At 67.7% G+C, this 22,832-nt stretch carries 25 protein-coding genes; 16 read left to right on the forward strand and 9 right to left on the reverse strand.

Translation table 11 applies throughout. The annotated features are described in order from the left end of the window. The first annotated feature begins 16 nt into the window (after positions 1-16). Genes H7J86_RS17120 through H7J86_RS17135 form a run of 4 tightly spaced genes read left to right on the forward strand, consistent with a single transcriptional unit; the run spans position 17 to position 3,124 of the window. Complete coding sequence (locus tag H7J86_RS17120; RefSeq protein WP_267292260.1) at positions 17-976, forward strand: Rossmann-like and DUF2520 domain-containing protein; 960 nt, start codon at positions 17-19, stop codon at positions 974-976. Next, a complete protein-coding gene (gene panC, locus H7J86_RS17125) occupies positions 973-1,908 on the forward strand; it encodes a pantoate--beta-alanine ligase (protein ID WP_267292262.1) in 936 nt (311 codons plus the stop codon). Before H7J86_RS17120 ends, panC begins: the two co-directional genes overlap by 4 nt. After that, positions 1,908-2,315, forward strand: coding sequence for an aspartate 1-decarboxylase (panD, locus tag H7J86_RS17130; RefSeq protein ID WP_090354130.1), 408 nt, complete (start codon positions 1,908-1,910; stop codon positions 2,313-2,315). Before panC ends, panD begins: the two co-directional genes overlap by 1 nt. Next, on the forward strand, positions 2,315-3,124 hold the full coding sequence (locus tag H7J86_RS17135) for a type III pantothenate kinase (RefSeq protein ID WP_267292264.1): 810 nt from the start codon (positions 2,315-2,317) through the stop codon (positions 3,122-3,124). Before panD ends, H7J86_RS17135 begins: the two co-directional genes overlap by 1 nt. On the opposite strand, the gene H7J86_RS17140 is transcribed toward H7J86_RS17135, so the two are convergent. Next, positions 3,121-4,329, reverse strand: coding sequence for an alanine racemase (locus H7J86_RS17140; RefSeq protein ID WP_267292266.1), 1,209 nt, complete (start codon positions 4,327-4,329; stop codon positions 3,121-3,123). The two genes, H7J86_RS17135 and H7J86_RS17140, sit on opposite strands and share 4 nt — an antisense overlap. A gap of 53 nt (positions 4,330-4,382) precedes the next feature. On the opposite strand from H7J86_RS17140, the gene lysS reads away from it, so the two are divergent. From lysS to clpC1, 3 genes are all read left to right on the forward strand, one after another. Beyond that, positions 4,383-5,888, forward strand: a complete 1,506-nt coding sequence (lysS, locus tag H7J86_RS17145; protein WP_090354134.1) for a lysine--tRNA ligase — start codon at positions 4,383-4,385, stop codon at positions 5,886-5,888. 101 nt (positions 5,889-5,989) lie between these two features. After that, on the forward strand, positions 5,990-6,331 hold the full coding sequence (gene lsr2, locus H7J86_RS17150; RefSeq protein WP_090354136.1) for a histone-like nucleoid-structuring protein Lsr2: 342 nt from the start codon (positions 5,990-5,992) through the stop codon (positions 6,329-6,331). 336 nt (positions 6,332-6,667) lie between these two features. Further along, positions 6,668-9,190 carry an ATP-dependent protease ATP-binding subunit ClpC gene (gene clpC1, locus H7J86_RS17155; protein WP_090354137.1) on the forward strand — a complete coding sequence of 841 codons (2,523 nt, stop codon included), beginning with the start codon at positions 6,668-6,670 and terminating at the stop codon, positions 9,188-9,190. Positions 9,191-9,246: 56 nt separating this feature from the next. Here clpC1 and H7J86_RS17160 read toward each other — a convergent pair whose 3' ends face one another. Next, on the reverse strand, positions 9,247-10,227 hold the full coding sequence (locus H7J86_RS17160) for an alpha/beta hydrolase (RefSeq protein ID WP_139169837.1): 981 nt from the start codon (positions 10,225-10,227) through the stop codon (positions 9,247-9,249). A 308-nt stretch (positions 10,228-10,535) separates the two neighbouring features. Here H7J86_RS17160 and H7J86_RS17165 point away from each other — a divergent pair, with 308 nt between their 5' ends. From H7J86_RS17165 to H7J86_RS17175, 3 genes are read left to right on the forward strand one after another with little or no spacing between them, the layout of a single operon-like run. Further along, on the forward strand, positions 10,536-10,751 hold the full coding sequence (locus tag H7J86_RS17165) for a CbtB domain-containing protein (RefSeq protein WP_090354140.1): 216 nt from the start codon (positions 10,536-10,538) through the stop codon (positions 10,749-10,751). Between the two features lie 22 nt (positions 10,752-10,773). After that, entirely contained in the window at positions 10,774-11,586 is an 813-nt protein-coding gene (locus H7J86_RS17170) for a CbtA family protein (RefSeq protein WP_187097160.1), read from the forward strand. A 10-nt stretch (positions 11,587-11,596) separates the two neighbouring features. After that, positions 11,597-12,148, forward strand: a complete 552-nt coding sequence (locus H7J86_RS17175) for a histidine phosphatase family protein (RefSeq protein WP_090354143.1) — start codon at positions 11,597-11,599, stop codon at positions 12,146-12,148. Here H7J86_RS17175 and H7J86_RS17180 read toward each other — a convergent pair. Both H7J86_RS17180 and mhuD read right to left on the reverse strand, forming a co-directional pair. Further along, complete coding sequence (locus H7J86_RS17180) at positions 12,145-13,509, reverse strand: serine hydrolase (RefSeq protein ID WP_372517286.1); 1,365 nt, start codon at positions 13,507-13,509, stop codon at positions 12,145-12,147. The two genes, H7J86_RS17175 and H7J86_RS17180, sit on opposite strands and share 4 nt — an antisense overlap. Further along, on the reverse strand, positions 13,484-13,801 hold the full coding sequence (gene mhuD, locus H7J86_RS17185) for a mycobilin-forming heme oxygenase MhuD (RefSeq protein ID WP_090354146.1): 318 nt from the start codon (positions 13,799-13,801) through the stop codon (positions 13,484-13,486). The genes H7J86_RS17180 and mhuD overlap by 26 nt, the downstream gene beginning before the upstream one ends. Positions 13,802-13,857: 56 nt before the next feature. Here mhuD and H7J86_RS17190 point away from each other — a divergent pair, with 56 nt between their 5' ends. Beyond that, positions 13,858-14,640, forward strand: coding sequence for an alpha/beta fold hydrolase (locus tag H7J86_RS17190; protein WP_187097159.1), 783 nt, complete (start codon positions 13,858-13,860; stop codon positions 14,638-14,640). Here H7J86_RS17190 and H7J86_RS17195 read toward each other — a convergent pair. Then, a complete protein-coding gene (locus H7J86_RS17195) occupies positions 14,614-14,895 on the reverse strand; it encodes a hypothetical protein (protein ID WP_090354149.1) in 282 nt (93 codons plus the stop codon). The genes H7J86_RS17190 and H7J86_RS17195 overlap by 27 nt on opposite strands. Positions 14,896-14,967: 72 nt before the next feature. On the opposite strand from H7J86_RS17195, the gene H7J86_RS17200 reads away from it, so the two are divergent. Continuing rightward, positions 14,968-15,924, forward strand: a complete 957-nt coding sequence (locus H7J86_RS17200) for a GlxA family transcriptional regulator (RefSeq protein WP_090354151.1) — start codon at positions 14,968-14,970, stop codon at positions 15,922-15,924. On the opposite strand, the gene H7J86_RS17205 is transcribed toward H7J86_RS17200, so the two are convergent. Next, complete coding sequence (locus tag H7J86_RS17205) at positions 15,894-16,844, reverse strand: iron-sulfur binding domain-containing protein (protein ID WP_267292268.1); 951 nt, start codon at positions 16,842-16,844, stop codon at positions 15,894-15,896. The two genes, H7J86_RS17200 and H7J86_RS17205, sit on opposite strands and share 31 nt — an antisense overlap. Here H7J86_RS17205 and H7J86_RS17210 point away from each other — a divergent pair. Further along, a complete protein-coding gene (locus H7J86_RS17210) occupies positions 16,843-17,463 on the forward strand; it encodes a carbonic anhydrase (RefSeq protein ID WP_090354154.1) in 621 nt (206 codons plus the stop codon). The genes H7J86_RS17205 and H7J86_RS17210 overlap by 2 nt on opposite strands. Positions 17,464-17,552: 89 nt before the next feature. Next, positions 17,553-18,350: a hypothetical protein gene (locus H7J86_RS17215; RefSeq protein WP_090354155.1), complete on the forward strand. Its 798-nt coding sequence runs from the start codon at positions 17,553-17,555 to the stop codon at positions 18,348-18,350. On the opposite strand, the gene disA is transcribed toward H7J86_RS17215, so the two are convergent. From disA to H7J86_RS17230, 3 genes are read right to left on the reverse strand one after another with little or no spacing between them, the layout of a single operon-like run. Continuing rightward, positions 18,351-19,430 (reverse strand): DNA integrity scanning diadenylate cyclase DisA, encoded by a 1,080-nt coding sequence (gene disA / locus H7J86_RS17220; protein WP_170847138.1) that lies wholly within the window; start codon positions 19,428-19,430, stop codon positions 18,351-18,353. Positions 19,431-19,453: 23 nt separating this feature from the next. Further along, on the reverse strand, positions 19,454-20,866 hold the full coding sequence (radA, locus tag H7J86_RS17225; RefSeq protein ID WP_170847104.1) for a DNA repair protein RadA: 1,413 nt from the start codon (positions 20,864-20,866) through the stop codon (positions 19,454-19,456). A 42-nt stretch (positions 20,867-20,908) separates the two neighbouring features. Continuing rightward, on the reverse strand, positions 20,909-21,460 hold the full coding sequence (locus tag H7J86_RS17230) for a copper chaperone PCu(A)C domain-containing protein (protein WP_090354160.1): 552 nt from the start codon (positions 21,458-21,460) through the stop codon (positions 20,909-20,911). A 356-nt stretch (positions 21,461-21,816) separates the two neighbouring features. Here H7J86_RS17230 and carD point away from each other — a divergent pair, with 356 nt between their 5' ends. Beyond that, complete coding sequence (gene carD / locus H7J86_RS17235) at positions 21,817-22,305, forward strand: RNA polymerase-binding transcription factor CarD (protein ID WP_024451602.1); 489 nt, start codon at positions 21,817-21,819, stop codon at positions 22,303-22,305. Positions 22,306-22,331: 26 nt separating this feature from the next. After that, complete coding sequence (gene ispF / locus H7J86_RS17240) at positions 22,332-22,808, forward strand: 2-C-methyl-D-erythritol 2,4-cyclodiphosphate synthase (RefSeq protein WP_090354162.1); 477 nt, start codon at positions 22,332-22,334, stop codon at positions 22,806-22,808. The last annotated feature ends 24 nt before the right edge of the window (positions 22,809-22,832 follow it).

Raw genomic sequence — 22,832 nt, forward strand, 5'->3', positions numbered from 1 at the left:
TTGCGAGGTCACTGCGATGGTGCAGTCCGCTTCGGCGTCGGAGCCTGCGTGGGAGGGCCCGGATGGGTTTCGCCCGGCCCGGCTGACGGTCGGCGTGGTGTCCGCAGGTCGGGTGGGGTCCGCGCTCGGGGTGGCACTCGAGCGGGCCGGCCACGTCGTGGTGGCCTGCAGCGCGATATCGCGCAAGTCACGGGATCGGGCCGCCCGCCGACTGCCGGAAACGGCGGTGATGCCCGTCCATGACGTCGCTGCCCGCGCCGAATTGCTGCTGCTCGCGGTCCCGGATTCCGAACTGGCGTCGCTGGTCTCGGGCCTGGCTGCCACCGGGGTGGTCCGCCCCGGCACCATCGTCGCGCATACCTCCGGTGCCAACGGTGTCGGCGTGCTCGCACCGCTGACCGAGCAGGGCTGTATCCCGCTGGCCATCCATCCGGCGATGACCTTCACCGGATCCGATGAGGACATCGCGCGGTTGCCCGACACCTGTTTCGGTATCACCGCCGGCGACGAGATCGGCTACGCCGTCGCGCAGGCCCTGGTACTGGAGATCGGTGGTGAGCCCTTCCGGGTGCGCGAAGATGCCCGCACCCTCTACCACGCGGCCCTTGCGCATGCCAGCAACCATCTCGTCACCGTGGTGCTGGACTCGCTTGCGGCATTGCGCACCGCGTTGCGCGGCCAGGAGTTGCTCGGCCAGGAACTGGTCGGCGACGCACCGGGCGGGCTGGCCGAACGCATCGTGGGTCCGCTGGCCCGGGCGTCGCTGGAGAACGCGCTGGCGCGTGGGCAGTCCGCCCTCACCGGCCCGGTGGCCCGCGGCGACGCGGCCGCGGTGGCCGGCCACCTGCATGCCCTCATCGAGACCGATCCCGAACTGGCACAAGCCTATCGGGCCAATTCACTGCGCACCGCCCAGCGGGCGCACGCACCGAAGGAAGTGTTCGACGTGCTCGCACGGAAGGTGACCGATCAGTGAGTGCGACCAAGCCGCCGAAGTTCGTCGCCGGTCAGCTCAACGTCTACACCCGCCCCGCTGACGTCGCCGACCTGACCCGGGCGCTGCGGACCACCGGCCGGCGGGTGACGCTGGTGCCGACGATGGGTGCGCTGCACGAAGGACACCTGAGCCTGGTCCGCGCCGCCAAACAGGTGCCGGGTGCGGTGGTCGTGGTGTCGATCTTCGTCAATCCGTTGCAGTTCGGGGCGGGGGAGGATCTCGACGCCTACCCGCGCACGCTGGACGCCGATCTCGAGGCCCTGCGCGGCGAAGGGGTGGAGGTGGTGTTCGCCCCGAGTGCGGCCCAGATGTATCCCGCCGGTCCGCGCACCTCGGTACATCCCGGTCCGCTCGGGTCTGATCTCGAAGGTGCCTCGCGCCCAACGCACTTCGCCGGAATGCTGACCGTCGTACTGAAGCTGCTGCAGATCGTCCGGCCGGACCGCGCCTACTTCGGCGAGAAGGACTACCAGCAGCTGGTGCTGATCCGGCAGATGGCCGACGACCTCAACCTCGACACCCGCATCGTCGGCGTGCCGATCGTCCGGGAGTCCGACGGTCTGGCCATGTCGTCGCGTAACCGCTACCTCAGTGAGGCGGACCGGGAACAGGCATGCGCGCTGTCGGCGGCGCTGCTTGCCGGAATGTACGGCGCGGGTGAAGGTGTGGAGTCCGCGCTGGATGCCGCTCGCGCGGTGCTCGACGAGGTACCGGCAATACAGGTCGACTACCTGGAGGTGCGCGACATCTGGCTGGGGCCCCCGCCGGAGCAGGGCCGGGCCCGGATGCTGGTGGCAGGCCGGCTCGGCGGCACCCGATTGCTGGACAACATCGCCATCGATATCGGTGTGCCGTCCGGCCCCGGTCCGGACGTCGAGTACGACGAGCACGAATTGCCCTGGAGGAACTGATGTTACGCACGATGCTCAAATCCAAGATCCACCGTGCCACCGTCACGCACGCCGACCTGCACTACGTCGGGTCGGTCACCATCGATGCGGACCTGATGGACGCGGCCGACCTGCTCGAGGGTGAGCAGGTGACCATCGTCGACATCGACAACGGCAACCGACTGGTCACCTACGCGATCACCGGTGAGCGGGGCAGTGGTGTGATCGGGATCAACGGTGCGGCAGCGCATCTGGTGCATCCCGGAGATCTGGTGATCCTGATCGCCTACGGCACGATGGAGGACGCGCACGCCCGGGCGTACCAGCCCAGGATCGTCTTCGTGGACGCCGACAACCGGCAGATCGACCTGGGCTCCGATCCCGCCCACGTGCCGGCCGACGCGTCCGGCCTGATGTCGCCGCGCTGATGCTGCTCGCGATCGACGTCCGCAACACCCACACGGTGGTCGGTCTGGTGTCGGGTTCCCGAGACCACACCAAGGTCACCCAGACCTGGCGCATCAGAACCGAATCCGAGATCACCGCCGACGAACTGGCACTGACCATCGACGGGCTGATCGGCGAGGCCACCGAACAGCTGACCGGCGCCACGGCCCTGTCGACGGTGCCCTCGGTGCTGCACGAGATCCGGCTGATGCTCGACCAGTACTGGCCCGCGGTGCCGCATGTGCTGATCGAGCCCGGAGTGCGCACCGGGATCCCGCTGCTGGTCGACAACCCGAAGGAAGTCGGCGCGGACCGGATCGTGAACTGCCTGGCGACCTTCCACAAGTACGGCACCGCGGCGATCGTGGTCGACTTCGGATCCTCGATCTGTGTCGACGTGGTGTCGGCCAAGGGGGAATTCCTCGGTGGCGCCATCGCGCCCGGGATCCAGGTGTCCTCCGATGCCGCGGCCGCCCGTTCGGCCGCGCTGCGCCGCGTCGAGCTGACCCGGCCGCGGTCGGTGATCGGCAAGAACACCGTGGAATGCATGCAGGCCGGGGCGGTGTTCGGATTCGCGGGACTGGTCGACGGTCTGGTGAGCCGGGTGCGCTCCGATGTCGACGGTTTCGCGGGCAGCGACGTCGCGGTCGTCGCGACGGGCCACACGGCGCCCCTGGTGCTTCCCGATCTGCGCACCGTCGAGCACTACGAACCGAACCTGACGCTGGACGGCCTGCGCCTGGTGTACGAACGCAACCGCGACAACCAGCGGGTTCGCCGCCCGAGCTAGAAGAACGTCCGGACCAGGTCCACGACGTGGTCCGCGTCGTCGAGCACCGGGATCAGCTGCCATTTGTCGAATGTCGTGCAGGGGTGTGAGACGCCGAACCCGAGCCAGTCGCCCACCTCGACCCGGTGACCCGCGGATGCCAGGTAGGCGTGCTGGTCGTTGAGTGCGGTGACGCGCGCCCCCGGCAGGTGCAGGGGCACCGGTAGTCCGGCGTCGAACGAGATATCGCGCCGGCCCATCATGACGAGCGCGAGCTCCGGTTCGGGACGGGATACCACCGGCGCCCACACCTGCAGGGCCGGGTGCAGCGGCAGGGGGGACGCCGCCGCGTACAGCCCGTCGTCGTGGGTCAGATAGCAGCCGCTGCGCAGGATCACCCGGGCCGCCGCCCCCGCCAGCTCATCGGCCACCACGTCGGGGTAGGTGCTGCCGCCGGCGGTGAGGATCACCTCGTCCGTCTCGAACAGCCCGGACAGCCGGGTCACCGTGGCGCGCATCTCGGCCAGGTAGGACCGGACCTGCGCGATGGCCCCGTCGTTGCGCACGCCTGTGCGAGCTGCTTCGTAACCGGCCACCCCGACCAGGCGCAGCCGTGGTGACGCCACCGCGGCGCGGGCCACCTCGTCCACCTCGGCAGGGGTGCGGCAGCCGGTCCGGCCGCCCGCCATCCCGACCTCGACGCAGACGTCCACGCGGCGGTCGGCCCCGGTCAGCGCGGAGGTCATCAGCTGCACGCCGCGCACCGAATCCACCCAGCACACCGCGCTGAAATCGGGGTCTGCATCCAGTTCGGCGGCCAGCCAGCTCAGTCCGGGCGCATCGACGAGTTCGTTGGCCAGCACGATGGCAGGCACGCCGAACGCCCGGTACACGCGCGCCTGGCCGATGGTGGCCACCGTGACCGCGCAGGCACCCGCGGCGGCCTGCCTGGCGTACAGCTGGGGAGACATGTGGGTCTTACCGTGCGGGGCGATGGTCACCCCGCGGTCGGCGCACCACGCCGCCATGGTCGCGAGGTTGTGCCGCAGGGCCGGCTCGCGCAGTACGCACACGGGCCCGGTCGGTCCCGCGTCGAACAACTGCGGCGCGGCCGCCAGCACCTGGGCCGCGGTGGCGTCCTGCCAGGCCACCGGAATGCCCTTGAAACGCCAATCCAGCCGCTGCTCGTACAGTGCTGCGACGGCAGCGTGCGTTGGTGGGTTCACCTGTTCATTTAAGCTGGCACGTCGTGAGTTCTTCTGATGTTCCAGGTCCGCCCGTGGCAGCTCCGATCGAGTCCGACGATATTCCGGAGCAGTACCGGATTCGCCAGGCCAAGCGGGCGCGCCTGATCGCGGAGGGCCGCGATCCGTACCCGGTGGAGGTGGCTCGCACCCACTCGCTGGCAGAACTCCGCGCGGCCTATCCGGACCTGGAGGTCGACACCCAGACCGGCGATCAGGTCGGCGTCGCCGCGCGCGTGGTCTTCGCCCGTAACTCGGGGAAGCTCTGCTTCGCCACGCTGCAGGACGGTGACGGCACGCAGCTGCAGGCCATGATCAGCCTCGCCGAGGTGGGACAGGATTCGCTGGACGCCTGGAAGGCCGATGTCGATCTCGGTGACATCGTGTTCGTCCATGGCCAGGTGATCAGCTCACGGCGCGGCGAACTGTCTGTGCTCGCCGATTCCTGGCAAATCGTGTCGAAGGCATTGCGGCCGCTACCGGTGGCGCACAAGGAGATGAGCGAGGAGGCCCGGGTCCGGCAGCGTTATGTCGACCTGATCGTCCGTCCGGAGGCACGCACCATCGCGCGGCAGCGCGTCGCCGTGGTGCGGGCCGTCCGGTCCGCCCTGGAGCGCCGGGGTTTTCTCGAAGTCGAGACACCGATGCTGCAGACGCTGGCCGGCGGGGCGGCGGCTCGGCCTTTCGTCACCCACTCGAATGCACTCGACGCCGATCTGTACCTGCGCATCGCCCCGGAGTTGTTCCTCAAAAGGTGCCTGGTGGGCGGGTTCGAGAAGGTCTTCGAGTTGAATCGCAACTTCCGTAACGAAGGTGCCGATTCCACACATTCGCCGGAATTCGCGATGCTGGAGACTTATCAGGCGTACGGCACCTACGACGATTCCGCGCGGACCACCCGCGAAATTGTTCAGGAAGTGGCCGATGAGGCGATCGGCACAAGAGCGGTCCCATTGCCGGATGGCAGCACGTACGACCTCGACGGTGAATGGCAGACGCTGGAAATGTATCCGTCGCTGTCCGAGGCGCTGGGTGAGGAGATCACACCGGAAACCGGTGTCGCGCACTTGTGGTCCATCGCCGATCGGTTGGGTGTGGAGATTCCTGCCGATCGCGGCTACGGGCACGGGAAACTGGTTGAGGAACTGTGGGAGCACACCGTCGGAGACAACCTCTGGGCGCCGACGTTCGTACGGGATTTCCCCGTGGAGACCACCCCGCTGACCCGCGCTCACCGCAGCATTCCCGGCGTGACCGAGAAATGGGATCTCTACATCCGCAAATTCGAATTGGCCACCGGCTACTCGGAATTGATCGACCCGGTGATTCAGCGGGAGCGGTTCGAAGACCAGGCGCGCGCCGCGGCGGCGGGCGATGACGAGGCAATGCGCCTGGACGAGGATTTCCTTGCCGCATTGGAGTATGCGATGCCCCCCACGACGGGCACCGGAATGGGCATCGACCGGCTGTTGATGGCATTGACGGGTCTGTCGATTCGGGAGACTGTTTTGTTCCCGATTGTGCGCAGACAGGCTAACTGATCCGACGCGGTCGATGAGTTGTTGTTCGGATTCGGATCCTATGCAAATATTGCTTTGGGGACGGGGATGAACACAACAGCCACAGAAGGGTCAGTGAGCTAATGGCGAAGAAAGTAACTGTCACGTTAGTTGACGATTTCGACGGTGAAGCAGCAGCAGATGAGACCGTCGAATTCGCCATCGACGGGGTGAGCTACGAGATCGACCTTTCTTCGAAGAACGCCGCGAAGCTTCGCAACGATCTCAAGCAGTGGGTGGAGGCAGGCCGCCGGGTCGGTGGCCGGCGCCGTGGTCGTTCCGCCGGGTCCGGTCGAGGTCGCGCCGCGATCGACCGGGAACAGAGCGCCGCCATCCGGGAGTGGGCGCGCCGTAACGGGCACAATGTCTCGACCCGCGGCCGGATCCCCGCCGAAGTGATCGACGCGTTCCACGCAGCAACCTAGGCGATCATTGCCAGACGGCCTTCCCGCCCGTTCGGGCGGAGCCGTCTGGCCGTGAGGTCCCCGCCGTCCCGTTTCGCTACAGGCGAAGCGCGAAACGTGTCGGCCGGGAAACGCCGGGTACCCCTTGCGCGTTACGTAAGTGCACGCAGCCGTACCGAAGGCGTGTTGCAGTCGCTGCGGGTGGGGCACGTGTTCGCCGAGGTTCTCTGGAAGCGCAACCAAGGCAACGCACCCGTCGCAGCGGCCCATTAGAGTGGACGTCAGGCAACGTGTGGCTGGCAGCTCAAGCCGCGCCCCTCGTGAGAAGGCCTTAGCAGGAAGAGCAGGTAAGCACCGATGTTCGAGAGATTTACCGACCGTGCCCGCAGGGTCGTCGTCCTGGCGCAAGAAGAAGCCCGGATGCTCAACCACAACTACATCGGCACCGAGCACATCCTGCTGGGCCTCATCCACGAGGGCGAGGGCGTCGCAGCCAAGTCGCTGGAGTCCCTCGGCATCTCCCTTGAGGGTGTGCGCAGCCAGGTGGAGGAGATCATCGGCCAGGGCCAGCAGGCCCCGTCCGGGCACATCCCCTTCACTCCGCGCGCCAAGAAGGTGCTCGAGCTCAGCCTGCGCGAGGCGCTGCAGCTGGGCCACAACTACATCGGCACCGAGCACATTCTGCTCGGCCTGATCCGTGAGGGTGAGGGTGTGGCCGCCCAGGTCTTGGTGAAGCTGGGCGCCGAGCTGACCCGCGTGCGTCAGCAGGTCATCCAGCTGCTGAGCGGCTACCAGGGCAAGGAGGCCGCCGAGGCCGGTACCGGTGGCCGCGGTGGCGAGTCGGGCAACCCCTCGACCTCGCTGGTGCTCGACCAGTTCGGCCGCAACCTGACCGCGGCCGCGATGGAGGGCAAGCTCGACCCCGTCATCGGCCGCGAGAAGGAAATCGAGCGGGTCATGCAGGTGCTGAGCCGCCGCACCAAGAACAACCCGGTGCTGATCGGTGAGCCGGGCGTCGGTAAGACCGCCGTCGTGGAGGGTCTGGCGCAGGCCATCGTGCACGGCGAGGTTCCCGAGACGCTGAAGGACAAGCAGCTCTACACCTTGGACCTCGGTTCGCTGGTGGCCGGCAGCCGCTACCGCGGTGATTTCGAGGAGCGCCTGAAGAAGGTGCTCAAGGAGATCAACACCCGCGGCGACATCATCCTGTTCATCGACGAGCTGCACACGCTCGTCGGTGCGGGTGCCGCCGAGGGTGCCATCGACGCGGCCAGCATCCTCAAGCCGAAGCTGGCCCGCGGCGAGCTGCAGACCATCGGTGCGACCACGCTCGACGAGTACCGCAAGTACATCGAGAAGGATGCCGCCCTGGAGCGCCGGTTCCAGCCGGTGCAGGTGGGTGAGCCGACGGTCGAGCACACCATCGAGATCCTCAAGGGTCTGCGGGATCGGTACGAGGCGCACCACCGCGTCTCGATCACCGACGGTGCTCTGGTGGCCGCGGCCACGCTGGCCGACCGGTACATCAACGACCGGTTCCTGCCGGACAAGGCGATCGACCTGATCGACGAGGCGGGCGCCCGGATGCGTATCCGCCGGATGACCGCTCCGCCGGACCTACGCGAGTTCGACGAGAAGATCGCCGACGCCCGCCGGGAGAAGGAATCCGCGATCGACGCGCAGGACTTCGAGAAGGCGGCCCGGCTGCGCGACTCGGAGAAGCAGCTCGTCGCGCAGCGCGCCGAGCGTGAGAAGCAGTGGCGCTCAGGCGATCTCGACGTGGTTGCCGAGGTCGACGATGAGCAGATCGCCGAGGTCCTGGGCAACTGGACCGGCATCCCGGTCTTCAAGCTGACCGAGGCCGAGACCACCCGCCTGCTGCGTATGGAGGATGAGCTGCACAAGCGGATCATCGGCCAGGAGGACGCGGTCCGCGCGGTCTCCAAGGCGATCCGCCGCACCCGCGCCGGGCTGAAGGATCCCAAGCGCCCGTCGGGCTCGTTCATCTTCGCCGGCCCGTCCGGTGTCGGTAAGACCGAGCTGTCCAAGGCGCTGGCGGAATTCCTGTTCGGCGATGACGACGCGCTCATCCAGATCGACATGGGCGAGTTCCACGACCGCTTCACCGCGTCGCGGCTGTTCGGTGCCCCTCCGGGCTACGTCGGCTACGAAGAGGGCGGCCAGCTGACCGAGAAGGTGCGGCGCAAGCCGTTCTCGGTGGTGCTGTTCGACGAGATCGAGAAGGCGCACCAGGAGATCTACAACACCCTGCTGCAGGTCCTCGAAGACGGTCGCCTCACCGACGGTCAGGGTCGCACGGTCGACTTCAAGAACACCGTGCTGATCTTCACCTCGAACCTGGGCACCTCCGATATCTCCAAGGCGGTGGGTCTGGGCTTCACCTCCGGTGGCGGGGAGAACAACTACGAGCGGATGAAGCTCAAGGTCAACGATGAGCTCAAGAAGCACTTCCGGCCGGAGTTCCTCAACCGGATCGACGACATCATCGTGTTCCACCAGCTGACGCAGGACGAGATCATCGAGATGGTCGACCTGATGATCGGCCGGGTGTCCAAGCAGCTGGCGGCCAAGGACATGACCATGGAGCTGACCGAACAGGCCAAGTCCCTGTTGGCCAAGCGCGGGTTCGACCCGGTGCTGGGTGCCCGGCCGCTGCGCCGCACCATCCAGCGCGAGATCGAGGACGCACTGAGCGAGAAGATCCTCTTCGACGAGGTCGGCCCCGGTCAGCTCGTCACCGTCGATGTCGAGGGCTGGGACGGCGAAGGCCAGGGCGAGAACGCGAAGTTCACGTTCTCCGGCAAGCCCAAGGAGTCTGCCGAGGCTGATCTGGCTGCCACGGCGGCAAGCAGCGAATAGTCAGAGCGAAAGAAATGGCCCCCCGCGCGAGCGGGGGGCCATTTCTTTCGGGTTGTCTACCGGACTCCGAGCGCCGGGCCGACGGTGGTGTTCCAGGACTCCTGCATCTCCGATTCGAACAGGCCCCAGGTGTGGGATCCGTCCGGACGGACGATGTAGGTGATCGGCACTCCGGCGGCGCCCGCGGCGTCGGCGAAGGCCTTGGTGCTGTCGGCCACGATGCGCTCGATCAGCCCACCGGTGAAGTTCGGGCCGAAGCCCTCCGGTAGCCGGTCGACTGAGCCGACGTTGCCCGAGCCTGATGCGGCGACGTAGACGGCGGTGCCCTTCAGCGCGCCGACATTGCGGGTCGGGTCGTGCTGGATCCACAGCGGTCCGCCACCCGGGCCCCACATGTTGTCGGCGCTCAGGCCGCCGCCCATCAGTGTCATGCCGACCTGTCCGGGATCGGCCGACGGGTTGAGCATGCCGCTGTAGGAGGCGACGGCGCGGAACAGGCCGGGCGCCTGCACGGCGTAGTCGACGGCCGTGCCACCGGTGCTGGACAGACCACCGACGGCGTTGCGGCCGTTGGTGTTGTACTGCTTGTTGATCAGCGGCGGCAGCTCTTGGGTCATATAGGTCTGGTACTGCTTGTCGGCGTCGTTGACCCAGTTGGTCCACCAGCTGAACTGACCACCCAGCGGGGACACCACGTTCACGTTCTTGTTGGCGAAGAAACCCTGGATGTCGGTCATCCCGAACCAGGATTTGGCGCCGGGTGCGAAATTGCCCCCGGGGTCCAGGTTGTCGCCACCGTCGATGCCGGGCAGCAGGTAGAAGGTCGGCGCCCCCGAGGACCGCGCTTTGAACACGTCGTTGACGACGACCTTATTCATGGCCGGGGAGTACACCGAGACCTTGTCCCAGCGATCGTTGACATGCTGGATGTCGGTGATGTGCGGGGCGTCGGCCGCCGCGACCGGCGCTGCGAGGAACGGCATCACGACGAGCAGTGCGATGGCACACGTACGGATACGACGTATGAGATGAGTCACCGGCTGATTATGTGGGGGCTCTCATTCACAGGCAACACTTAGCGACGGCGCGCCGGGCAGGTCCTTGCATGGTCAAACATCAGGTGCCGGTCGGCATGCGGCGAGAACAGCAAACCGAGCCGGCGCCGCGCCGGCGGATTTCGCGTACTGGGTACACCGAAGCGGGCCAGGGCGCTTACCATGCATGTTGTAATCGACGGACGAGGAATCTGGTGTAAATCCAGAACGGTCGCGCCACTGTGATAGTCAGACCCGACTCCGTTGTTCCCTTTGTTGCTGGGACGCAAGATCCCGAAAGGAATTTGGACATGACTTCTTCTCAGGCGCATCAGACCCGGGTGCCCGCCATCGACCTCTCCGCCGCGCGTGCCGTGGTGTGGTTGTCGGCGACCGCTTTCCTGGCGCTGCTGGTGCTCTACTTCGTCGGTATGGACCAAGGTGCCACCTCGGTGTTCGGTAACAACACCTACGTGCACGAGTTCGTGCACGACGCGCGGCACCTCCTCGGCTTCCCCTGCCACTGATCAGGGCGTACGGGATACACCGATGGAAAAACACCTCATCGGGCGCGGTCTGCTGGCCGGCGCCCTCGGCGGCTTGGCCGCGTTCGTCTTTGCAAAGATCTTCATCGAACCGGTGATCGGCCGGGCCATCGACTTCGAGGATGGCGTCGGCGCTGCTCGTGAGTCCCTGGAGGGCCATTCACACGGTGCCCACGAGCACGGCGTCGAACTGTTCACCCGCGGCGTGCAGTCCAATATCGGTATGGGCTTCGGCGTGCTGGCCTTCGGTCTGGCCATGGGTGCGCTGCTGGCCGTCCTCTTCTGCGTGACGTACGGCCGGGTGACCACTCTGTCCGCACGGGCGTTGTCGATGCTGGTTGCCGGGGGCATGCTGCTGTCGCTCTGGGTGGTCCCTGCGCTGAAGTACCCGCCCAGCCCGCCGGCGACCAGCCTGGACGAGACGATCAAACAGCGGACCCTGCTCTACCTGCTCGTCGTGGTGCTCTCCGCGGGTCTGTTCGTCGGATCGGTATTGCTGGGCCGGCGGCTCGCGCCGCGGTTCGGGGTCTGGAACGCCACTCTGATCGGGGCTGCCGACTACATCGTGTCGATGGCGGTCGTGTTCCTGATCCTGCCCACGATCGACGAGACGCCGGGACCGGTCACCGACGCCGCGGGCACGATCATCTTCCCCGGCTTCGCCGCCGACGATCTCTACGAGTTCCGGCTGTATTCGCTGGGCACGCAGGTCGTCATGTGGGCGACCATCGGGCTGGTGTTCGGGGCCTTGGCGTCGCGACTGCTCGAAGGCAAGCGCTCGGGGTCCGGTCTGTCGGAGGCCAGTCTTTCCACGTGAGCGAAACCCGGTGAGTGAAGTCGTCCGGCTGACCCTGGTGTCACACGCCATGACCGATGCCATGGCGGCCGGGCGATTCCCCACCGACGAACCGCTCAACGCCCTCGGGCACCGTCAGGCCGATGCCACGATCGACCTCGGGCCGGTGGACATCGCTGTGTGCGGCCCCGAGCAACGGGCGGTGCGGACCGCCGAACTGCTGGGGCTGCGCGCCCGCACCGAATCGGCGCTGGCCGATCTGGATTGCGGCAGGTGGCGGGGCGACGTACTCAGTGGCGTCGATCCGGCGGAGCTGGCGGTGTGGCTCACCGATCCGGTGCAGGCACCGCACGGCGGCGAGACGATCGTCGACCTGATCGCCCGGGTGCGGACGTGGTTGGACACCCTGACCGCCACCCATGCCCGGGTGGTCGCCGTGACGCACCCCGCCGTCATCCGGGCGGCGATCCTCAACGCCCTGGACGCACCGCCGAAGTCGTTCTGGCGCCTGGATATCGCCCCGGTGAGCCGTACCGTGATGCATTTCCGCGGGCACACCTGGACGGTGCGCTCGCGCCCCTAACCCTGATGCGCCAGGGCCCACATCTGCTTGATGACCGTCATCAGCCAGCCGGCGGTGCGCACACTGTAGAACCGCGGCCAGTTCGTCTGCAGGCTCAGCACCCAGGCCTGGCCGGCGCGGTCCACCGCGTACCAGCTGAAGGTGAGTTCGCCGGGCAGGTTGCCCGCCTTGGCGCCGATATAGGGCCACTCGGTGCGATCCAGATCGATACCGGGGATGAACGACATGATGTCGCGCACGGGTGCGGCGACTCCGACCGCCGCGGTCTGCAGGGCGGCGTGCACCCGGCAGATGTCCTCGGCGCTGCCGTACCACTCGGCTCCGTACGCCGAGGCGGGGGAGTGGGTCCGCAGCGGATCGGGTTCATAGGGCCGGGTGCTGGTCTGCTGGAGCAGGGCTCCGCGGCCCGCGGCGTCGGCGTGTTGCCACTGCGCGCGCAGATCGGGCTCGCCCCAACCGATCGAGAAGATCTCGTGCATGGTGGGGAACGGCGTCATGCTCGCCGGATCGTGGTGCCCGGCCGCGGCCAGCGCACGTTCGACCGCGCCCGGGCCCAGTCGCCCGATCAGCAGGTCGGTTGCCATGTTGTCGCTGGTGGCGATCATCTTTCCGGCGGCGTCGCGTACCGATATCTGTGCACCGGGGGGCAGTTTGTCGAAACCCGACGATCCGAGCTTCTTGGCTTCGGCGGTGATGGTCAGCTGGTCATCCCACGCCAGCGTGCCGGCCTTGACGGCATCGGCCACCGCGTAGAGCACGTAGAGCTTGAAAATCGATGCCAGCGGCAGGGATTGGGTGGTGTTGGTGCCCGCCACCTTCACACATCTGCCGTTGTCGACCTTCGACAGCTGGTAGGCGTACCGCGCACCGGTCTTGGCGAGCACCGCATCGACGTCGGCCCAACTATGCAGGGCCAGAGGCTGATTCGTTACCGTCATGCGGTCGACCAGGGTGCTGCTGTCATCGGTGCGCAGCTCGATGTCCTGGCGCGCGCCGTAGGAGGTCACCACGTGCAGGGTGGCGGCACCGGCTCCGATATCGACACCGGCCAGCGTGTAGGGCCGGTCCCACCACATCATGTCCATCGTGGTGCCGATATCGTCGACCTGAGAGGGCACCGCAAGGGTCTTCACACCGACCGGACCGATCGGCCAGTCCGAATTCAGCATGTCCATCAGCTGTTTGGCGCGCACGCCAGGTGGCGTGTTCGTCTTGATGACGGCGTCACCCGCGTTGGCGGGTGGCGTGCTGGCCGGTGTGCAGCCGCCCAGCGATACGGTGGCGAGGGCGAGGGTGCCGATCAGCGCCGCGACGCGGCGGGCTGCTCGAGCACCGTCAGGACGCGGTGCCGGTCCCCGCAACGTCCAACACAACCTCGAACTCCAGAAGTGATGCGCCGGTGGCCACCGGGTTCTTCTGCTGACCGGCATGTGCTTCCACGGCGGGGCCGTTGGCCCACGCCTGGAACGCTTCGTCGGACTCCCACTGCGTCACCACGAAGTAGCGGTTCTCGCCCTTGACGGGGCGCAGCAGCTGGAAGCCGAGGAAGCCGGGCTGGTTGTCCACGGCGTGCGCGCGGTGCGCGAACCGCTTCTCCAGCTCCGGGCCGGCATCGGGCGGGACCTCGATGGCATTGATCTTCACGACGGGCATGCGACTGAGGTTACCTGGGGCCGCCCACCCGGACACCCGCGCGGCAGGATGGCGATATGCGCGCCGCACTTCTGACCGCCAGGGGTGGTCCGGCCGATTCGGCCGGCGACCCATTGGTCCTGGTACACGGGTTGATGGGACGCGGCAGTACCTGGTCGCGTCAGCTGCCCTGGTTGACCCGGTTCGGGGCGGTGTACACCTATGACGCCCCCTGGCACCGGGGTCACGAGGTCGAGGATCCGCATCCGGTCAGTACCGAGCGTTTCGTGGCGGATCTGGCCGACGCGGTGGCCGAACTGGGCCGGCCGGCGATCCTGATCGGGCACTCCATGGGTGGGTTGCACTCCTGGTGTCTGGCCGCCGCGCGGCCGGAGCTGGTGAAGGCGGTGGTGGTGGAGGATATGGCGCCGGACTTCAAAGGCCAGACCACGGGGGCCTGGGAGCCGTGGCTGCATGCGCTTCCGCTCGAGTTCACCTCGGCGCAGCAGGTTCATGACGAGTTCGGCCCGGTGGCCGGTCAGTACTTCCTCGATGCCTTCGACCGGACGCCGTCCGGCTGGCGCCTGCACGGCCGGCCCGCGAAATGGATCGAGATCGCGGCGCAGTGGGGCACCCGTGACTATTGGGAGCAGTGGCGGGCGGTCCGGGTACCGGTTCTGCTGCTGGAGGCCGGGGGCACCGTCGCCCCGCCGGGCCAGATGAAGCGGATGGCGGAGCTCGGGCACCGGACCACGTATCTGCACGTACCGGGTGCCGGCCACCTCATCCACGACGACGCGCCGAAGGAATATCGCGCCGCCGTGGAATCGTTCTTATCGACGTTCGCCCAGGACACCTGAGGACGGCCAGGCGGGGGCTTCCTCGAAGCGGGTGCGGATCGCATCCAGGTCGTGCTGGATGCGGGCCGCGTCAGAATCGCCGAAGGTCCGGGACGCATCGGGGTCGATGTCGAACACCCGGTCCCACGCCGAGGCGGGGACCCGGAACTGGTCGAGGTGCAGACGCAGGACATGTGAGCGATTGGCCAGCCAGCCCAGGGTTATCGCGAGGGCGAAGGGGGCCAACAAGATCAGGATGGCGAGGGCAACGGTCATGGCAGTAATTCTTCGACAGTCGATATCCAGCCGAACAGTGGCAGCACTGCCCCAGTTGGATAAGATGCTGCCATGATTAAAAGCGTATCGGCGATGGTGCTGAACGGTCTAGCGGTTTTCGAGTTCGGGGTCATCTGCGAGGTCTTCGGAATCGACCGGTCCGCCGACGGCGTGCCCAACTTCGACTTCAAGATCTGCGGACCGGTCGCCGGTGAACCGTTGCGTACCTCGGTGGGTGCTCAGATCACCCCCGATCACGACTTCTCGGCGCTCGTCGGCGCCGACCTGGTCGCGGTCCCCGCCGTCACCACCCGGTACGGCGAATATCCCGAAGAAGCCCTGGAAGCACTGCGGGCGGCCGCGGCCGCCGGCTCGATCATCCTCACCGTGTGCTCGGGCGCGTTCGTGGTCGGCGCGGCGGGCCTGCTGGACGGACGGCCGTGCACCACGCATTGGATGCACGCCGACGAACTCGCCCGCATGTATCCGACCGCGCGGGTGGACCGCAATGTGCTCTTCGTCGACGACGGCAACCTGATCACCAGTGCCGGTACCGCCGCCGGTATCGACGCCTGCCTGCATCTGGTCCGGCGCGAGCTCGGCAGTGAGGTCACCAACAAGATCGCCCGACGCATGGTGGTGCCGCCCCAGCGCGACGGCGGCCAGCGCCAGTACATCGACCAGCCCATCCCGATCCGATGTTCGGAAGGATTTGCCCCGCAACTGGATTGGATCCTGGCCAACCTCAAGGAACCGCACACCGTCGGGACCCTGGCCGCCCGCGCCAGCATGTCGGCGCGCACCTTCGCCCGACGCTTCGTCGAGGAGACCGGCACCACCCCGATGCAGTGGGTCACCGACCAGCGCGTGCTCTTCGCGCGGCGGCTGCTGGAGGAGACCGACCTGGACATCGACCGCGTCGCCGACCGGTCGGGCTTCGGTACCGCGACCCTGCTGCGCCACCACTTCCGCCGCGTCATCGGGGTGACCCCGTCGGACTACCGGCGCAGTTTCGCCCGCGCGTCCTGAATTTCGCCCTCGCCTGCCAGCGCGAACAGGCCGTCAGCGGTCTGCTCCACCAACCCGTCGACCAGGAGTGAGTCCAGGGCGCGGTCCCGCTGGGCGGTATCGGAGGTCCAGGCCACGTCCAGGGCGGCCCGGGTGACCGGCACGGTGCTGCCGCGCAACACGTCGAGCAACCTGCCGCGCACCTGGCGATCGGTGCCCGCATACTTCTGCACCCGGCGCGCCGGTGTCTCGCCGGCTTCCCTGGTGGGATAGCCCGCAGTGCGCCAACCGCAGGAGCTCAGCGGGCACAGCCCGCATTTCGGGTTCCGGGCCGTGCACACGATTGCGCCCAGCTCCATCAGTGCGGCCGAAAAACATTGGGCCGCAGCATCGTCTTCGGGTAACAGGGCCGCAACGTCGTCGAGGTCACGGGCACGGGCCGGTGCCTCGTCGCGACTGTGCACGGCGCGCGAGAGCACCCGGCGCACGTTGGTGTCCACCACCGGCACCCGCTTGCCGTAGGCGAAGCACGCCACCGCCCGTGCGGTGTAGGCCCCGACCCCGGGCAGCGTCAGCAGCGTTTCCACATCGTCGGGCACCACGTCGCCATGCTCGGCCGCGATGGTCACCGCGCACTCGTGCAGCCGCATGGCCCGTCGTGGGTAACCCAGCTTGCCCCACGCCCGCAGCACCTCGGCCGGTCCGGCCGCCGCCGTGGTCGACGGTGTCGGCCAGCGGGCGATCCAGTCCAGCCAGATCGGCTCGACCCGCGACACCGGCGTCTGCTGCAGCATGAACTCGCTGACCATGATCTGCCACGCCGACACCCCCGGTCGGCGCCACGGCAGGTCGCGCTGGGCGTGGCCGAACCAGGTGATCAGCTCGAGCGAGTCGATGGCCGGGTCGATCGTTACCGGTGTCTCGGGCAGAATGGGCGTCATGCCGAACTCGAACCCGATATCCGCGTGGAAGGCACTCAAGGAGGGTAACGAGCGCTTCGTCGCCGGCGAACCGGTGCATCCCAGCCAGGGCATCGCCTACCGGGCGAGCCTGACCGCCGCGCAGAAGCCCACCGCGGTGGTGTTCGGCTGCGGCGACAGTCGGGTGGCCGCGGAACTCATCTTCGATCAGGGTCTGGGCGACATGTTCGTGGTCCGCACCGCGGGACACGTCATCGATTCGGCCGTGCTCGGGTCCATCGAATACGCGGTGGTGGTACTCAACGTGCCGCTGATCGTGGTGCTCGGCCACGACAGTTGCGGCGCGGTGAAGGCCACCCTGTCGGCGCTGGACGAGGGTGCGGTGCCCGGCGGCTACATCCGCGACATCGTCGAGCGCGTCACCCCGTCCATCCTGCTGGGCCGTCGCGACGGTCTGACCAGGGTCGACGAGTTCGAGGCCCGGCACGTCACCGAGACCGGCGCGCAGTTGATGGCGCGGTCGACCGCCATCGCCGAACGGGTGACTGCCGGCACGCTGGCAATCGTCGGCCTCACCTACCAGCTGTCCGACGGCAAGGTTGTGTTGCGAGATCATCTCGGTGATATCGGCGAGGCTTGACGCGTAAGCGCGGATCGGATAAAAGCCTGAGGCCGACACGCCGGGCCGCCTCGGACGGCAGCGCGTGAGCGCGGCTTACCGTTGAGATCGTGCTTGACGTCGAACCGCATGGTGGCCCTACGCCGTCCCAGATCTACCGGCGGCGCCGGATTGCGGCGATCGGGATCGCGGTCGTCGTACTCGCGGTGGTCGTCGGCATCGTGGCGATCGTGGTGGCAAACAGCACCAGCTCGGGAACGCCGACCGCGGACAAGACCGCAGCGACGAGCGCCAACGCGGCGCCCACTCCGCTTCCCGGTGAGACCCCGGGCGTGAAGACACCGGTGGTGCCCGCCCAGCAGGCACCGGTACCCACGCCGACGCCGACCGCGGCGGTCACGCCGCCGCCGGTGCTCAAAGAGGGTGACGACTGCCCCGATTCGACCCTGGCGGTCAAGGGCATCACCAGTGCCCCCGACTATGTGATGGGCGATCAGCCGAAGTTCACCATGGTCGTGACGAACATCGGGCTGGTGGCGTGCAAGCGTGATGTGGGTGCGGCCGTGCTGTCGGCCTACGTCTACTCGCTGGACAACAACCGACTGTGGTCGAACCTGGACTGTGCCCCGTCGAACGAGACCCTGGTGAAGACCTTCAACCCGGGCGAGCAGGTCACCACCGAGGTGACCTGGACCGGTATGGGTTCGGCGCCGAACTGCCCGCTGCCGCGCTCGCCGATCGGCCCCGGCACATACAACCTGCTGGTGCAGCTGGGTAATCTGCGGTCGGCCCCGGTGCCGTTCATCCTGGCCGAGTCCAAGCCCGCCGACCCGGGCGCACCGCCCGCCGAGCCGGCCGCACCCCCGGCCGAGCCGGCACCGGCCCCCGCACCCGCACCCGGCGGATAGTCAGGCCAGCTGGTCGGCGATCGTCGACTCGGCCAGCTGCGACAGGCCCTCGCGGATATGCCGGGCCCACATCGAGCCGATCCCGTCCACCGATTGCAGATCGCTGGCGCTGGCCGCAAGCACGCCCTGCAGCGACCCGAACGACCGGACCAGCAGGTCGACATGGGCGAACTGCAGTCGCGGGATACCTGCCATCGCGCGGTACCCGCGTGAGCTCATCGCCGAATCCTGCGCCTCGACCGTGGAGGGATAGCCGAAAACCCTTGCCAGAGCAGTGAAGTCGAGCAACTCGTTATCGGAGAGCGCGTCCAGCTCCTCCATGGTGGCGGTGACCTGAGCGGCACTCGGCGGATCCGGGTTGGCGTGATAGTCGCGCACGATCAGTTCTCGGGCGGTGCTGTTGTCACCTACCAGCTCCTCCAGCTGCAGTTGCAGCTGCCGCCCGTCGGTGCCCAGCTCGACCACGTCGGCGTCGATCTCCAGGCTGATCCGGCGGACCATCTCCAGGCGTTGCACCACGGTCATCACATCGCGCAGCGTGACGAAATCCTCGATCTCGGCCGTCGAGAGCTGGCGGTTGACCTCGTCGAGGCGCGACTTGTAGCGCTCCAGGGTGGCGATGGTCTGGTTGGCCCGCGACAGGATGGTCGGGGTGTCCGGGACGACGTGGCGCTCGCCCGCGACGTACACGGTCACGATGCTCATCGAGTGGCTGACCGAGATCACCGGATAACCGGTCTGTACCGCGGTGCGTTCCGCGGAGCGGTGCCGTGTGCCGGACTCCTCGGTGGGGATGGACGGATCCGGCACCAACTGGACGTTGGCGCGCAGGATCCGGGTGCCGTCACTGGACAGCACGACGGCACCGTCCATCTTCGACAGCTCCCGCAGCCGGGTCGGTGCGTAGCGGACATCGAGGGCGAACCCGCCGTCGCAGATCGCGTCCACGCTGTCGTCGTAGCCGAGCACGATGAGCGCGCCGGTGCGGCCGCGCAGGATGCGCTCCAGGCCGTCACGCAGGTCGGTGCCCGGCGCCAGCCGCCCGAGCGTTTCGCGCAGTGTGGGCCGCGTCAGATGCACCACAGTGCGGCCCGCCCTGGACTTCACCGACATCGCGCCTCCTTGGATTGGCCGCCATTGTCCGTGATGGACTTCAGAACCCGCAATGCCTCGCCGATGTTGGCCGCGGTACTGATGCGCAGCCCGGCCGGCACATCGGTGACCCCGGGCGGCACCACCGCGTGCCGGAAACCCAGCCGGGCGGCCTCGGCCAGCCGCCGTTCCATCCCGCTGACCCGGCGCAGGTCCCCGGCCAGACCCACCTCGCCGATCGCCACCACGGTGGCCGGGACGGGCAGGTCGGTCTGCGCGGAGGCGATGGCCAGCGCCACCGCAAGATCCGACGACGGGTCGGTCAGCCGCATCCCGCCGACGGTGGACAGGTAGATGTCGTTGCCTCCGAGCCGCAGACCGGCCCGCTTCTCCAGTACCGCGGTGATCATGGCGGCCCGGGCGGAGTCGATACCGCTGACCGCGCGCCGCGCGGTGCCCTGGGCCGCGTTGCCGATGAGGGCCTGAACCTCACCGAGCAGCGGCCGTTTGCCGTCCAGCGTGACCGTCACCGCGGTGCCGGACACCGGGGCCGGGCGCTGGTCCCGGAACAGCCCGGACGGGTCGGCGACGCATTCGATACCGTTGTCGCGCAACAGGAAACAGCCCACCTCGTCGGAGGCCCCGAAGCGATTCTTGACACCGCGCACCATCCGCAGTGCCGATGCCCGGTCGCCCTCGAAGTGCAGCACCACATCCACCAGGTGTTCCAGTGAGCGCGGGCCGGCGATGGCTCCGTCCTTGGTCACGTGGCCGACCAGCAGCAGGGACAGGCCGTCCGGTCCGGCGGATTTGGCGTAGGACGTCAGCGCGGTGGTGACGGCGCGGACCTGGGTGACGCCGCCGGTCACGCCCTCGGCCTCGGTGGTGGACATCGTCTGCACCGAATCGACCACGACCAGGCTGGGCCGGACCGCCTCGATATGGCCGAGCGAGGTCTGCAGATCGGATTCGGCCGCCAGGTACATCTCGTCGTGGGTGCACCCGGTGCGCTCGGCCCGAAGGCGGATCTGGCCGGCCGACTCCTCGCCGGACAGATAGAGCGCCCGCTTGCCGGCGCGGGCCCACCGGTGGGCCACCTCCAGCAGCAGCGTGGACTTGCCGACGCCGGGATCCCCGGCCAGCAGCGTGACCGAGCCCGGCACCAGGCCACCGCCCAGGACCCGGTCCAGTTCGCTGACCCCGGTCGGGAGGTGCCGGGTCACCCCCGGGTCGATCGAGGTGATGGGGACGGCGGGGGAGGTCGGGGCGACCGCGCGACGGATCGACTTCCCGTCGAATGAGGTCAGTGCGGCGACCTCGTTGACCGTGCCCCAGGTGCCGCAATCCGGGCAGCGGCCGACCCATTTGGCCGTGACGTACTGACACTCGGAACACCGGAATTGCGAACGTACTTTCGAAGCCACGCTCAAACGGTAGCTGCCGGGGGCGACAGATCCGTCAGATCGTCAGTGGTGTCCGCCCGTGTCGGCGTCGGCGCCTTCGGGTGCCTTCTCGGTTCCCGCATTGGGCTCACCGTCGCGGCGCGGGGTCTCACCGGCCGAGATCGGCACGGCGACCGTGGTCTGGCCGGACTTCTCGAAGTCGAAGGTGAAGTGGTAGGTCAGCCCGTTGGTGATCGGCTTGGTCAGCGCCACCTCGGCGGTGACCGCGTCGGCTCGTTCGGCGGCGTCGAGCGCCTTCAGCTGGCCGTCCGGTTCGCCCACCACCAGCACGCCGGCGGCCGGGACCGTGCCGTCACCGGTCAGGGTCACCTCGCCGATGTCGGAGGTGATCGACACGAGCTTGTCGTTGACATCCGCCGAGTTGTTGGCGGCGACCAGCAGCAGCTCGACATCGCTGCCCGGCTGGACGTAATCGGAGGTCTGCGGGGCGCGCAGGTGCACATTGCGCAGGGCGATGTTGCCCGTCGTCGCGGCCGCCCCGTTGACGGCCGGTTCCTGGTTCGCGGTCTGGGACACCTGGCCGGAGCCGCAGCCGGTCAGGGCGACGCTGGCCATCAACGCGCATGCGGCCAGGCCGGTGAGGGCCGTTGCGCGCCTATCGAAGCGGTTCTTAGAGACCACTGCAGCCACTGGAGCCTCCTGATCGGCCGACGGAATTCAACTATGCACAGTAGTAGGTCGGCATCGGCCGCGGTAGCGGAGGGTTGGGCAGGGCCGATCGACGGTCCCCGCCGCGCTCCGGATGGACCGCTCGCGGGTCGGCGCGAGGTCCGAAAACCGTTGTGCCGTTGCACGTATTGGCCACCGTGTCAACCCCTAGTCTTCACTTCCTATGCCCCTGACCTGCATAGTTGATCCGCGCGTGTGGGTGCCCCGTGCTAAGATTGAGAAGTGAAAGGGGCTCTAATCTGATGATTTTCAAGGTCGGAGACACCGTCGTCTATCCACACCACGGTGCTGCATTGATCGAGGCGATCGAAACCCGCACCATCAAAGGCGAGCAGAAAGAGTACCTCGTCTTGAAGGTCGCCCAGGGTGATCTCACCGTTCGAGTCCCAGCTGAGAACGCCGAATATGTGGGTGTGCGCGACGTTGTGGGCCAGGAAGGCCTCGACAAGGTATTCCAGGTGCTGCGCGCGCCGCATACCGAGGAGCCGACCAACTGGTCGCGCCGGTACAAGGCAAACCTGGAGAAGCTCGCATCCGGGGATGTGAACAAGGTGGCCGAGGTCGTTCGCGATCTGTGGCGCCGGGATCAGGAACGCGGTCTGTCCGCCGGCGAGAAGCGAATGCTCGCCAAGGCGCGTCAGATCCTCGTCGGTGAGCTCGCGCTCGCCGAGAACACCGATGACGAGAAGGCTGAGACCATTCTCGACGAGGTGCTGGCCGCAGCTTCCTAGTTGTTCACGTCGATCGACTACTAGACGTGGAATTGCCGCGCGTCGGTCTGGGTACCGACGTTCATCCCATCCAGGCGGGGCGGCCGTGTTGGCTGCTGTGCCTGCTGTTCGATGATTCGGACGGCTGCGCCGGACACTCCGATGGTGACGTCGCAGCACATGCATTGTGCGACGCGCTGCTCAGCGCCGCCGGTCTCGGCGACCTGGGCAGCGTGTTCGGCACCGATCAACCACAGTGGCGGGGCGTCACCGGCGCCGACATGTTGCGCCATGTGCACAACCTGGTGCGGGCCGAAGGCTTCCGCGTGGGTAACGCCGTCGTGCAGGTGATCGGTAACAGGCCGAAGGTCGGGCCGCGGCGTGCCGAGGCGCAGCAGCTGCTGTCCGAACTGCTGGATGCGCCGGTCTCGGTCTCGGCGACCACCACCGACGGCCTCGGTCTGACCGGTCGCGGCGAAGGTCTGGCCGCGATTGCGACGGCGTTGCTCGTTTCGGCCGAATAGGCCGGTAGGCTGGCCCGTCGTGAG

It is taken from the genome of Mycobacterium hackensackense (assembly GCF_025822555.1).
GTDB classification, from domain to species: Bacteria; Actinomycetota; Actinomycetes; order Mycobacteriales; family Mycobacteriaceae; genus Mycobacterium; species Mycobacterium fluoranthenivorans.